Source organism: Faecalibacterium prausnitzii, from assembly GCF_003324185.1.
GTDB lineage: Bacteria > Bacillota > Clostridia > Oscillospirales > Ruminococcaceae > Faecalibacterium > Faecalibacterium prausnitzii.
Genome location: NZ_PXUP01000004.1, coordinates 1 through 13365, shown reverse-complemented (window position 1 = coordinate 13365; position 13365 = coordinate 1). Strand labels below are relative to the sequence as shown.

Annotated in this window: 10 protein-coding genes and 2 tRNA genes; 6 read left to right on the top strand and 6 right to left on the bottom strand. The window is 58.5% G+C overall.

Translation table 11 applies throughout. The features are described 5' to 3' along the window. Positions 1–105 precede the first annotated feature (105 nt). Entirely contained in the window at positions 106–951 is an 846-nt protein-coding gene (locus C7J97_RS03770; RefSeq protein ID WP_113992062.1) for a MerR family transcriptional regulator, read from the top strand. Positions 952–957: 6 nt separating this feature from the next. On the opposite strand, the gene C7J97_RS03765 is transcribed toward C7J97_RS03770, so the two are convergent. Then, positions 958–1809, bottom strand: coding sequence for a polysaccharide deacetylase family protein (locus C7J97_RS03765; protein WP_113992061.1), 852 nt, complete (start codon positions 1807–1809; stop codon positions 958–960). Between the two features lie 246 nt (positions 1810–2055). On the opposite strand from C7J97_RS03765, the gene C7J97_RS03760 reads away from it, so the two are divergent. From C7J97_RS03760 to C7J97_RS03750, 3 genes are all read left to right on the top strand, one after another. Beyond that, positions 2056–2139 (top strand) — tRNA-Leu (locus C7J97_RS03760). 38 nt (positions 2140–2177) lie between these two features. Then, positions 2178–2260 (top strand) — tRNA-Leu (locus C7J97_RS03755). Between the two features lie 316 nt (positions 2261–2576). Then, a complete protein-coding gene (locus tag C7J97_RS03750) occupies positions 2577–4430 on the top strand; it encodes a sensor domain-containing diguanylate cyclase (RefSeq protein WP_242983432.1) in 1854 nt (617 codons plus the stop codon). 69 nt (positions 4431–4499) lie between these two features. Here C7J97_RS03750 and C7J97_RS03745 read toward each other — a convergent pair whose 3' ends face one another. The 5 genes from C7J97_RS03745 to C7J97_RS03725 all read right to left on the bottom strand — a co-directional run bounded on the left by C7J97_RS03745 (position 4500) and on the right by C7J97_RS03725 (position 11967). Continuing rightward, entirely contained in the window at positions 4500–6131 is a 1632-nt protein-coding gene (locus C7J97_RS03745; protein ID WP_005926426.1) for a CTP synthase, read from the bottom strand. Between the two features lie 99 nt (positions 6132–6230). Next, complete coding sequence (locus C7J97_RS03740; protein WP_055184655.1) at positions 6231–6809, bottom strand: ANTAR domain-containing response regulator; 579 nt, start codon at positions 6807–6809, stop codon at positions 6231–6233. A 31-nt stretch (positions 6810–6840) separates the two neighbouring features. Next, positions 6841–8160 carry a glutamine synthetase family protein gene (locus tag C7J97_RS03735; RefSeq protein ID WP_005926419.1) on the bottom strand — a complete coding sequence of 440 codons (1320 nt, stop codon included), beginning with the start codon at positions 8158–8160 and terminating at the stop codon, positions 6841–6843. Positions 8161–8322: 162 nt separating this feature from the next. After that, a complete protein-coding gene (locus C7J97_RS03730; RefSeq protein WP_005926416.1) occupies positions 8323–10410 on the bottom strand; it encodes a glutamine synthetase III family protein in 2088 nt (695 codons plus the stop codon). Between the two features lie 327 nt (positions 10411–10737). Then, positions 10738–11967, bottom strand: coding sequence for a class I SAM-dependent rRNA methyltransferase (locus C7J97_RS03725; RefSeq protein WP_113992059.1), 1230 nt, complete (start codon positions 11965–11967; stop codon positions 10738–10740). Positions 11968–12077: 110 nt separating this feature from the next. Between C7J97_RS03725 and C7J97_RS03720 the strand changes: the two genes are divergently transcribed. Both C7J97_RS03720 and C7J97_RS03715 read left to right on the top strand, forming a co-directional pair. Next, positions 12078–12566: a CYTH domain-containing protein gene (locus C7J97_RS03720; RefSeq protein ID WP_113992058.1), complete on the top strand. Its 489-nt coding sequence runs from the start codon at positions 12078–12080 to the stop codon at positions 12564–12566. A 77-nt stretch (positions 12567–12643) separates the two neighbouring features. Then, complete coding sequence (locus tag C7J97_RS03715) at positions 12644–13195, top strand: rhomboid family intramembrane serine protease (RefSeq protein ID WP_242983431.1); 552 nt, start codon at positions 12644–12646, stop codon at positions 13193–13195. Positions 13196–13365: the final 170 nt, after the last annotated feature.

The window sequence follows — 13365 nt, the reverse complement described above, 5'->3', positions numbered from 1 at the left end:
AAACCGAGCTGCCTGCACATTTTTGTGCGGCGGCTCGGTTTTTTGCGCAAAACCCTTGACCTTCAACCGGCTTTAAGGTGTAATGTAAGGGCGGAGGTGAAGCAAATGAACATCAAACAGGCTTCCGAACAAAGCGGCGTGTCCGCCCCGAACATTCGCTTTTATGAAAAAGAAGGGCTTCTCACACCGGCACGTAGGCAGGGCAATGACTACCGCGATTACACCGCCGGGGATGTCCGCACGCTTAAACTTATCCGTATGCTGCGGATGCTGGATGTGCCGCTGCCTACCATCAAGGCGGTACTGCGCGGGGAACAGCCCCTGCAACAGGCGCTGCAAGCCCAGCAGACCGTGCTGGAGCAGCAGGCGGCGCAGCTGGCGGCAGCCATGCAGTTTTGCGCCGACCTTGCCCGGCAGGCTCCGCAGACGGACACGCTGGACGTGGACGCCTGCCTGACCCGCATGGAAAGCCCCGCCCCGCAGCAGGGCTTCTTCTTCGGCTGGCTGCAGGATTACTGCACGCTGGCGCAGGTGCAGCACCAGAAGCACTTTTTCTTTATCCCGCAGGGCAGCATCAACACCCCGCAGGAGTTTACGGCGGCTTTGCAGGCCTATGCAGAGGAAAAGGGGATGCAGTTCACCCTGACCAAAGAGGGAATGTATCCGGAGTTTTTGCTGGACGACATCGCGTATAAGGCCTACCGCAACCCGGGCAAGTACCGGGACGAGATCTGCTGCGATGCTGTGCATCCCGAGCAGCTGGACACCGGACTGCCGCCACAGCGGGAGAAGCTGCTGCATATCCTGCGCCTCGCTGTGCCGCCGGTATGTACCTTTGCCGCCATTCTGGCGGCGGGGTGGGTGGTGACCGGCGGCGCAGGCTGGCTCTGGCTGGCGGTGCTGGCCTCTGCCGGGGTACTGCTGGGACGCTGCTTTGAAAAATGGCTGTAAGGTGCACTACCCCAGCGGCAGCGCCTCGGCTACGGTCAAAAAGGTGTAGCCGTTGTCTGTATACCACCGGATGATGTCCGGCAGCGCTTCGGCGGTGGTGCGGGTGGTGGCAGAATCGTGCATCAGCACCACGCAATGGGTCTGCTCGCCGGTCTCCCGCACCACGTTGCGGTAGATGGTATCCGCACTGGGGTGCCCGCCCACGGCGTCCTCGGCGCAGACGTTCCAGTCCACCCACTGCCAGCCGCGCTGCTCTACCTCGGCCTTCAGCTGCGGCATCAGCCCCTTGCCGCCGTAGCGGCGGCTCACGGTATTGGTGCTGCCGCCGGGAAAGCGCAGGTACCGGATGCTCTCAGCGTCCACATAGGGCGCAATGCGCTGTTTCAGCAGGGCAATGTCCTTCCAGTAGGCGGCGCTGCTGCGGTAGATGTCGCTGTATTCGTGGGAGGCAGAGTGCAGCGCGATCTGATGCCCGGCGGCAGCAGCCTGTGTGAGCAGGGGCAGATATTTCTCGTTGTAGCCGGTGGCCACTACAAAAAAGGTGCCGTGCACCCCGGCGGCATCCAGCGCCGCCAGCACCTCCGGGGTAGTCTTGCTGGGGCCGTCGTCAAAGGTCAGGCAGACCCATTTTTCCGGCAGGGAAGGGGCAGCGGGCGTACCGGCATCGGATGCAGCCACCGCCGGTGCGGCAGGGGAAAAGGGCGAAAAGTCCGGCGCGGCGGTCAGCTCGTTCAGCTTGCAGCCCACCGGCGCGCGTGCCGGCACCAGCCACCCCGCCGCAAACGCTGCCAACGCAGCCGCCAGCAGCCCGCCCCATAGCCCGATGCGCCCGCCGGCGCGCTGCACAAATTGCTTCATATACAAACCCCTCCTTTGCTCTGGGCGCAGCGCCGCAGGCACACTTTCCGCGTACAAATGACCTGTGCAATTGCCCGCAAGGCTGCTTTTGCGCGCGCTGCGCTGCTATTATAGATATGAAGCATAAAAAAACTTATGAGAAACAAAGAAACCACTTGACGAATGGCCGGAAATATGTTACTATATCCAAGCAGTCCGCACCAACGGTTTTCTACCTCAAAAACCGGAGAACTGTATAACAGGTATGCGAGGGTGGCGGAACTGGCAGACGCGCACGTTTGAGGTGCGTGTGGTTTATCCTTGGGGGTTCGAGTCCCCTCCCTCGCACCAGAAGGCAAGTCGGTTTTTGACTTGCCTTTTTTCTATGAGCAGAAGTGGTGGAATGGCAGACACGCTGGTTTTAGGCACCAGTTCCCAGTGAGTGAGGGTTCAAGTCCCTTCTTCTGCACCAGCAAAAAAGACCCGCAGCGGCCCTGAAGCTTCAGGCGCGGCCTGCGGGTCTTTTTTTTGCCTTTTTGAGCGGCAAAAGCAGGGCAACTCTGCGTGAATCGCCTTTGAAATGACACGAATCGCCCCATGGATGTGTTGACAGGCTTTTTTGCGGAATGATATAATGTTATTAGAGATCGTGTCGGTTTATACGGGCGCTGACACGCGGCACTTGTGCACTTTTGCGGAACTTTGTGCACAGCGCTTTGGCATAAAGCCTTTGGAAGAACGTATTGTGAAGGGGTTTGGCTGCGGGGCAGTCGGGGGGAATTGACCTTATGAAGAACAAACGAAAAAATATACTGCTCATAGCAGGGATGCTGCTGGCGCTGCTGGTTGGCATCCTTGCTTACAGTGCCTATACCCAGAAGCAGATCTATCAGGAAAGCACGGCAAACCTGCTTTCCACCTATGGGCAGTCTGCCAAGACCTTTACCATGTTTGCGCAGCGCAACTGGAACATCCTGAACGACTGGGACAGCTACCTGGGCACCCTTGCGGAGCTGGGAGAGCAGGAGGGGCAGTGGCAGGAGTATATCGCCCAAAAGGCTACCTGGCAATATACGGATTTTTATCTGTTCAACGAGCAGTGCGAGTTCTGGACCACCGCCGGGCGGCAGGGCACAGCTATGTACATGAAGGCGACTTTTGAAAAGCTGTATACCGAAAACAAGCCAGTGATCTCCAGCTATATCTCCAGTCAGGGCATCCGCAAGATCCTGTTTGCCATCCCAATGGAGCAGCCGCTGCAGTTGGACGGCACTACCTATACGGCGCTGGTGGTCAGCTACGACAACGCCGTGCTGGAAAAGCTGCTGGGCAGCATGGTCTATGAGGGACAGAGCGATTGCTATATCGTGCGCTCAAACGGCGATGTGGTGCTTTCCACCGAGACAAAGACCGAGATCACCGAGCAGATGACCAACCTGTTTGATTACTTACAGCAGAACGCCAGCGTGGATCAGCCTTACTTTGACACCATGGTGCAGACCCTGCCGCAGGGCGGCGAGGGCTGTGTGCTGTTCACCATGAACGGGCAGAAATATTACCTGATCTATCAGCCGCTGGGGCTCATGGATTGGAGCATCATCGGTATCGTGCCCACCGGGGTGGTGGATGCCGGGATGCGCCGGGTGCAGGTGGCTACCATTCTGGTCATTGCACTGCTGGGGCTTCTGATCATGGCAGGCGTGATAAAGATCCAGCGTGACGCAGAGCGCAACCGCCGCCGGGAGCTGGAGCGCTGCCGGGAAAAGAGCGATATGATGTTCGAGGGCATGGTGCGCGTTGTGGAGCGTTTTGCAGTGTGCGATCTGGACCGCGACCGCTACCAGTATCACGAGCGGCGCGGAGAGCCGCTGTACCAACCGGAGGGCTCTTACCAGCAGATGCTGGAGCAAATATCGCGCAAGTATGTAGTTCTGACCGACAGCGAAAACGCCAAGATCCCCCAGATGCTGGCCCCGGAAAACCTGCGCAGGCTCATCAAAACGGACAACGACTCCCTCAAGCTGGAATATGCCGCCCGCGATAAAAGCGCATTTTTCATGATGACGGTCGTTCCCATGGCGTGGAAGGAAAATCGCCTGACCCGTGTGATGATGATCGTGCAGGATATGGGCAAGCAGCACCTGCTGCAAAGCCTTGCCAACACCGATGGCCTGACCGGTCTGCTGAACAAGCGCTACTTCGACCGGGTACTGACGGTGCTGGAGCAGCACAGCCAGCCTTTTGCGCTATTTTATATGGACTTGGATCGCTTCAAGCCGGTCAACGATACCTACGGCCATGATGTGGGCGATAAGCTGCTGAAGGGCGTTTCCCAGCGGCTTCAGGGCTGCATCCGCAGCCGGGACTACGCCTTCCGTCTGGGCGGTGACGAGTTCGCGCTGCTGCTGCTCGGCCCGATGGAGTCGGAGGCCTGCGCCAGCAAGATGAACCTGATCTGTGAGATGGTCGCTGTGCCCTACGAGATTGACGGCAATACCGTGAGCGTGGGTGCCAGCTGCGGCTACGCCCTGTACCCCGCCGAAAGCGTGGACGTGCAGCAGGTGCGCTATATCGCCGACCAGCGGATGTACGAGAATAAGCAGGCAAACCACGCCAGACAGGACGGCGCGGAAGGCATTTAAAATCGTCTTACATAAAGCAAGGCCGCAGCACGGTATTTTGTGCTGCGGCCTTGCCGTTATATTATGCTATTACAGATGCAGCATATCCCGCTGGGCGGCAGCGCGGTAGCGCAGCGCAGCGGCGATAAAGCCCTTGAACAGGGGATGTGCGCGGTTGGGACGGCTCTTGAACTCCGGGTGGAACTGTGCACCCAGATGGAAGTCGCGGCCGGGCAGCTCCACAGTCTCCACCAGATGGCCGTCCGGGCTAGTGCCGGAGATGACCAGCCCGGCGTCCTGCATCTCCTGCCGGAAGTCGTTGTTGAACTCATAGCGGTGGCGGTGGCGCTCCCAGATCTCGCTCTCGCCGTAGCACTCGGCCATCTTGGTGCCGGGCGCCACCGTGCAGGGGTACTTGCCCAGACGCATGGTGCCGCCCTTGGGGATATTGCCCTGCTGGTCCGGCATCAGGGAGATGACGTTGTGGGCACCGTCCGGGGTGAACTCGCTGGAATTAGCGTCCTTGTAGCCCAGCACATTGCGGGCAAATTCAATGACCATGATTTGCATACCAAGGCAGATGCCAAAGCAGGGAACACGGTTCTCGCGGGCGTACTGGGCTGCCTGGATCATACCCTCAATGCCGCGGTCGCCAAAGCCGCCGGGCACGATGATGCCGTCCACATCCGCAAAGGCTTCTTTGCAGGCGGCCTGATCGGTCAGATCCTCGCTTTCCACCCAGCGGATTTCCACCTGACTGTCATTCTCAAACCCGGCATGATATAGGCTTTCCATCACCGAGAGATATGCGTCGTGCAGCTTGACATACTTGCCCACCAGTGCAATGGTGCAGGTCTTGCTGCGGGTGGCAATGCGGGAGACCACCTGCTTCCACTCGGTCAGGTCGGCAGGGGGAACATCCAAGTGCAGCTGATGCACCACAACATCGTCCAGACCGTTGGTGTGCAGCATCAGCGGGCACTGGTACAGGCTCGGCATGGTCAGGTTCTCAATGACGCACTCGGGCTTGACATTGCAGAAGGTGCTGATCTTGCGGCGGATATCGCTGCCCACGCTGCCGTCTGCGCGCAGAATGATGATGTCGGGGCTTACGCCCATGCCCTGCAGCTCCTTGACCGAGTGCTGCGCGGGCTTGGATTTGTATTCGTCCGAGCCGGAGATGTAGGGCACCAGCACCACATGGATGTAGCAGCAGTTCTCCCGTCCCTGCTCCAGACCTACCTGACGGATGGCCTCCAGGAAGGGCTGGCTCTCGATATCGCCGGTGGTGCCGCCGATCTCGGTAATGACCACATCGGCTTCGGTAGAGGAGGCCAGATTATAAATGTAGCTCTTGATCTCGTTGGTGATGTGAGGGATAATCTGCACCGTCTGTCCCAGATAAGCGCCCTGACGCTCCTTGTTCAGCACGTTCCAGTACACCTTGCCGGTGGTCAGGTTGGAGTACTTGTTCAGATTTTCGTCAATGAAGCGCTCGTAGTGTCCCAGATCCAGATCGGTCTCGGTGCCGTCATCGGTCACGAACACCTCGCCGTGCTGCAGCGGGCTCATGGTGCCCGGGTCCACGTTCACATAGGGGTCCAGCTTCTGGCTGGCCACCTTTAGGCCGCGGCACTTCAAAAGCCGACCCAGAGATGCAGCGGTAATGCCCTTGCCCAGACCGGAGACCACGCCGCCGGTCACAAAAATAAATTTTGCCATAAAAATATACCTTCCTTTGTTGTAGAATAAAACTTTCCCATAAAAGGCACGCTCCCGGCGCACCCCTTTCCCTGCGGGTGCGGGGCGAAGCCCTGCTTTTTATTCGCTTCTGTCAGCGTATTCCTCCAGCACCTCCTGCGCCACCTCGGCGCGGTCGCGGCGGGTGTCCATAGCCTGTTTTTCAAGGTAGCGGTGCGCTTCGGCCTCGGTCATGTGGGCGTGCTCTACCAGACAGCACTTTGCCCGGCTGACCAGCCGCAGCTGCCCGATCTTGTCCTGCAGGCGGGCGTTCTCCTGCCGCAGACGCTGCAAGCGGTGGTTGCCGGCAGCCGCCATGTGCATGGCCTGCAAAAACAACGGGGTGGTGAAGGGTTTGCTCAGCAGCAGCACCCCCTGCTCGTTCAGGGGGGCAAGCAATTGCTCAGCCTGTGCGGCCTTTACCAGAAAGACCACACCGGCATCAGTCTGCTCCACAGCGGTGATGCACAATTCGTGCCCGAACTCATCGGGCAGGGGAGCGTTGACCACGATCAACTCAAAATCAGATTCCGACATTCTGCGCCGTGCCTCGGCTCCGCTGGGAATGATCACCGGGCGGCTGTAACCCATCTCGGACAGCCGCGCGGCAATATATTCGTTGGAGTTGGCACCGGCGCTTACGATCAGTGCGCGTCCCATTCCGCACTCCTTTCTCCTGCGCTGGCAGGGATCAGATGGCGTTAAAATAGTAGACGCGCTCGTGCTCGGCCCGGTCAGGCGCACTCCGCAGTGCGGCGCAGCGCTTGAGCTCCTCCGAGAAATAGCGTTTAGAAAGCCCCTCTGGCAGCACCCGGCGCAAGAACTCGCTCTCCTCGGCCACCTGCACCGCCTCCTCAAGGGTGGCGGGCAGGGTCTCAAGCCCCAGTCCCTTGGCTTCGGCGGCATCGAACAGGTTGCGGTTCACCGGCGGCTGCAAGACCATGTGCTGCTCAATGCCGTCCAATCCGGCGGCAAGGATCAGGCCAATGGCCAGATACGGATTGCAGGCGGGGTCCGGGCTGCGCAGCTCCATGCGGCAGTTGTCGCCCTTGACCATGGGAATGCGCACCAGCTGGCTGCGGTTCTGACGGCTCCAGCTCACATAGCGGGGCGCTTCGTCACAGCCAAAGCGCTGGTAGCTGTTGGGCAGGGGATTGGTGAACGCGGTCAGTTCTCGGCTGTGGGCCAGCACACCGGCCATAAAGCTGCCTGCTACGCTGTCCGGGGCAATATCGCCCTCAAACAGGTTTTTGCCGTCCATGTAAAGCGAGAGGTTGATGTGCAGCCCGCTGCCGGCCTGCTGGGGCAGGGGTTTGGGCAGAAAGCTGGCGTGCAGACCATTGCGCATGGCAATGGCACGGACGATCTGCTTAAAGGTCATCACGTTGTCGGCGGTTTTCAGCGGCCCAGCGTAGCGGCAGTCGATCTCGTTCTGGCCGTTGCCGCTTTCGTGGTGGCTGTGCTGGGGTGCCATACCCATCTGCTCCATGGTCAGGCAGATATCCCGGCGCAGATTTTCACCCGCATCCAGCGGCGCAACGTCAAAATATCCGCCGAAGTCAATGGGAATGCAGGTAGGGTGGCCACGGTCGTCCTTTTCAAACAGATAAAACTCGCACTCGGTACCCACGTTGCAGGTAAGCCCCAGCTTTTTGAATTTGCGGTTCACATCCCGCAAAAAGCCACGGCAGTTGCCGCTAAAGGCTGCGCCGTCCGGCTTTTCCACATCGCAGAAGAACTGCATCACTCGGCCCTCGGTGGGACGCCACGGCAGGATGGTCACGGTGGAAAGATCCGGCCGCAGTACAAGGTCGCTTTCCTCAACGTGCATAAAGCCCGCAATGGAACTGCCGTCAAAGCACACGCCCTCTTCCAGCGCCTTGGACAGATTGCTAGCCAGCACGGCAATGTTCTTCTGGGTGCCAAAAATATCACAGAAGGCAAAGCGCACAAATTTGACGTTGTTGTCCTCCACGAAATCCAGAATATCCTGTTGGGTGGAATAGCTCATAAATAACCCCCTTACAAAAACTGCATTTCAAATAAAACGCCCAAAGGCCTGCCCTCAAAAAGGGAGCAGGTCTTTGGGCTGGTGTAAGAAATAGGAAAAGGAGAATGGCTAATTGATCCGGCAGCCGGCGGATGCTTATTTTTTTACGCTGTCAGGAGATTATCAGACGTAGTAAAGCATCTTGCTGTAGCTGGGCAGAGGCCAGTAATCCTCGCCGCAGATAGTCTCGGCATCGTCGGCAGCGGCGCGCAGGGCGTCCATCACCGGGAGAACGTTATCGTGGAAGGCAACGGCCTTCTCGCTCTCGGTGGGCAGTGCCTTGGCGGCATTCACGGCATCCTGCAGGGTGTCGATGGCATCGCTCATGGCATCGGCGTCAGAAGAAAGCTTTTCCAAAGTCTTGGTCTCGCTGCGCACGCTGATGTGCTCGCTGACAGCCAGCTTGGAGGCGGCGGTATTGGCAACCTCGCTCATGTAGGCGTTGATGGCGGGCAGCAGCTGCTTGCGGGCCATCTCCAGCATGGTCAGAGCCTCAATGTTGATAATCTTGGAGTAGTGCTCCATCTCGACCTCGTAGCGGCTTTCCATCTCCACCTTGGTCAGCACGCCGAACTCCTCCATCAGCTGGATGTTCTTGGGCTCGACCAGTGCGGGCAGAGCAGCGGGGGTATTCTTCTTGTTGGGCAGACCGCGCTTGGCTGCCTCGGCCTCCCACTCGGCGGTATAGCCGTTGCCGTTGAAGATGACGCGGCGATGGTCGCGGATGGTGCGCTTGATCAGAGCGATGGCTGCACTGGTAAAGTCCTCAGCACCTTCCAGTTCGTCGGCGTAGCCCTTCAGCTCCTTGGCGACAGCGGTGTTCAGGATGGTGTTGCAGTCGCTCAGGTTCTCGGCAGAGCCGGGCATACGGAACTCGAACTTGTTGCCGGTGAAGGCGAAGGGGGAGGTACGGTTGCGGTCGGTGGTGTCCTTGCTGAACTTGGGCAGAACGTCCACGCCCAGATCCATCTTCATCTTAACGGGGCCGGCATAGGGAGAATCGGATGCGATCGCATCAATGACAGCTTCCAGCTCCTCGCCCACGAAGATAGAGATGATGGCCGGAGGTGCCTCGTTGGCGCCCAGACGGTGATCGTTGCCCGGGGTGGCCACAGAGGTGCGCAGCAGGTCAGCGTACTCATCCACAGCCTTGATAACAGCGGCCAGGAAGATCAGGAACTGCAGGTTCTCCATGGGGGTGTCGCCGGGGTCCAGCAGGTTCTCGTGGGTGGTGCTCATGGACCAGTTGTTGTGCTTGCCGCTGCCGTTCACGCCTTCAAAGGGCTTTTCGTGCTGCAGGCAGACCAGACCGTACTTGGGGGCGATCTTGCGCATCATCTCCATGGTCAGCAGGTTGTGGTCGATGGCTACGTTGGTGGTATCGAAGATGGGAGCAAGCTCGTGCTGGCAGGGAGCCACCTCGTTGTGCTTGGTCTTGGCGGGCACGCCCAGCTTCCACAGCTCCTCGTCCAGCTCCTTCATGAACGCAGAAACCTCGGGACGGATGACACCGAAGTAGTGCTCCTCCAGCTCCTGACCCTTGGCAGAGGGAGCACCGAACAGGGTGCGGCCGGTAAGGATCAGATCCTGACGTGCCTCGTAGTCCTCCTTTTTGACCAGGAAGTACTCCTGCTCGGGGCCGACGGTGGTGGAAACGTAGTCCACATCCTTGCCGAACAGCTTCAGGATACGGACGGCCTGACCGGACAGTGCGTTCATGGAACGCAGCAGGGGAGTCTTTTTATCCAGAGCCTCGCCGGTGTAGCTGACGAATGCGGTGGGGATGCACAGCACGTCATCCTTCACAAAGGCATAGCTGGTGGGGTCCCATGCGGTGTAGCCGCGTGCCTCACAGGTAGCGCGCAGACCGCCGGAGGGGAAGGAGGAAGCATCGGGCTCGCCGCGTACCAGCTCCTTACCGGAGAACTCCATGATGGCGGTACCGTCGCCCACAGGGCTGACGAAGCCATCGTGCTTCTCGCTGGTGATGCCGGTCAGGGGCTGGAACCAGTGGGTGTAGTGGGTAGCACCCAGCTCCATAGCCCAGCGCTTCATCACGCTGGCAACGACGTTTGCCACTTCGATGTCCAGCGGAGCACCCTTGTGCAGGGTGTTCTTCAGGCTCTTGTAGGTAGCGCTGGGCAGGCGCTCCTTCATAACGTGCTCATTAAAGACCTTGCTGCCGTAGATCTCCATAACATTTGCTGCCATAAATCCTACTCCTTACTTGATCTTACTTTTTTCTTTCGCTTTGGGTCTGCCGCAATGCAGAAACCCAAAGCTTGCTTACATCTTAACAAAAACGGCGCTGCGAGTCAGGAGGTGACCCACAGCGCCGTTGCTGTCTATGGCTAAGATTATAGTCTTTGCGGGCAAAAAAGGCAATTGACAAAACTGACGATTCTGTACAAACACGATCTCGGATTTTTGGAATAACCGCGATTGGTATGACTTTTGCATCGGAAAAGCCCCCTTCAGGACGGCCTTCTCCGGCTGAAAGGTGCGCAGCGCGCGGCAATTGTTCTTATTGTAAAAGCATCAGATGACCTGAAACAGGAAAAACTTGAGGTAGTTCGTCTCCGGCACGCCCCACAGAATGGGATGATCCGGTGCCTGCTGCTTTACCTCGATCTGCCGCAGCTGCCGGTGAGCGTCCTTGGCGGCAGCGCGCAGCATCTTGATGAACAACTCCTCGGTAGCAAAGTGGGAGCAGCTGGCAGTGGCCAGATACCCGCCCCGGGGCAACAGCTTCATGGCGCGGTAGTTGATCTCCTTGTAGCCGCGCATGGCATTCTCCACCGTGCGGCGCGCCTTGGTAAAGGCAGGGGGATCCAGAATGATAAAGTCGTAGGGGCTGCCCTCTTTTTCCAGCCGGGGCAGCAGGGCAAAGGTGTCCTCGCAGAGGAAATCCATGTTGTCGAGGCCGTTGCGTTCGGCGTTGCGCTTTGCCATGGCAATGGCCTCGGCGCTGATGTCGGCAGCAGTCACCCGGGCAGCCCCGCCCTTGGCAGCGTTCAACGCAAAGCTGCCGGTATGGGTAAAGCAGTCCAGCACGGTGTGCCCGGCGGCAAGGCGTGCCACAGCCCGGCGGTTATATTTCTGGTCAAGGAAAAATCCGGTCTTTTGCCCGTTTTCAAAGTCCACATGGTAGTACACGCCGTTTTCACAGATCTCGGTCTGGGTGGTTTCCGGGTGGCTCTCGCCGGGCAGGGCGAACCAGCCCTTGTTTTGTTCCAGCCCCTCCTTGGCGCGCAGGGCTTCGTCGTTGCGCTCATAGATGCCGTCAATGGTCTGTCCGTCCGCCCGCAGCACCTCAGCCAAAAGCGGGAAGAGCACCGGCTTCAGCTTTTCCATGCCTACGCTCAGGGTCTGGGTGACCAGAACATTGTTGAACCGGTCTACCGTCAGACCGGGGAACTGGTCTGCTTCGCCAAAGATGAAGCGGCAGGCAGAGAGGTCGGCAGGCTCCAGCACCGTTTTGCGGTACGCCCATGCGTACTCCACCCGGCGGCGCCAGAAGGCGGCGTCAAAGGTGTCGTTGGCGTTGCGGGAAATAAGGCGTACCCGGATCTTGCTTTGCAGAGAGAGAAAACCGGTGCCGAGATAGGCGCCCTTGGGGCTGACCACATCCACCAGCGTGCCGTTTTCCGGCGCGGTGCCGGGGGCTTCCAGAATATCGTTTTCGTACACCCAGGGGTGCCCGCCCACCAAAAGACCCTCGGCGTGCTTGTTGACTTTATATACAGGATAAGTGCGTTCGCTTTTCATAAAATGCTCCTTCAACTGAGAATGCGCAAAATGATGCTTGTTCTGCTCTTTATCATAACATAAAAATATGGTAGAATAAATACAAAATTTTGCGGAAGGAAGAGAACGCTATGGAGATCGAACGCAAATGGATGGTGACCGGCTGGCCGGAGGGGCTGCCCCTTGAGGAAGAATTTACCATGCGGCAGGGCTATATCAGCGTGCAGCCCACGGTGCGCATCCGGGAGGAAGCACTGACCGGCGGCAGCACCGACTATATCCTCTGCTTCAAGTCCGCAGGGGGCTTGGCACGGGAGGAGATCGAGCGCAGCATCGATAAAGAACTGTTTGCTCAGCTGGAAGAGAAGATCATTGGTAAACCTCTGATCAAAAAGGTGCGCCGGAGCTACCGCCTGCCGGACGGCGCGGTGCTGGAGGTGAACCATGTGGACGAGGGCTTGCCCACAGCGTTCTGGTACGCCGAGGTGGAGTACCCCACGGTGGAAGCCGCGCTCAGCTGGCAGCCTGCGGCCTGCGGCCTTGCGGCGTACCTCAACGATGAGGTAACAAACCAGCCCGGCCAGAGCATGGGCGCATACTGGGTGCAAACCAGAGGATAACGCCAATAATACTGTGAAGGGAATGACTGTTTACGAAAAAGATCAAGCTGAAGCTGGAGCTCCAGTATAACTCGCCGGTGATCCTTACCTTTTTTCTGCTGTCCATGCTGGTGCTGCTGGCAGACGGCTGGACGAACGGCTGGAGCACCATGAACCTGTTCTGCGTGTACCGCTCTTCGTGGCGGGACCCACTGGGCTACGTCCGGCTGTTCGGTCATGTGCTGGGCCATGCAAACTGGGAGCATTTTCTCAATAATATGCTGCTGCTGTTGGTAGTGGGCCCGCCCATGGAGGAAAAATACGGCAGCATCCCGCTGCTCAAGGGCATTTTGTTTACCGCGCTGGTCACCGGCGTGCTGCAATGCATCCTGTTCCCCCACACGGGGCTGCTGGGTGCGTCCGGCATCGTGTTCATGCTTATCATGTTGTCCTCGTTGGCGGGCTTTTCCGGCGGCATCCCGGTCACTATGCTGCTGGTAGCGGCGCTGTATTTCGGCCAGCAGGTGTATGATATCATCTTTGTGCACGATAACGTGGCAAACTTTATGCACATCGTGGGCGGCTTGTGCGGCACCGCCTTCGGCTATTACTGTGCCCTCCACCGCCGCCCTGCGCGCAGCCGTAAATAAAAAGAGAAGAATTATAGATAAAAACGGGATACCGGAGCGTCTGTGGACGCTCCGGTATCCCGTTTATACAAGAAAGAAAAATAATGAGTGCAGCAAACTGGAAGCTGCGAAACTAACGAGTCATTCTGATTTATTCAGGAAATTTTACAGACGGTTGGTCCTCATGATGT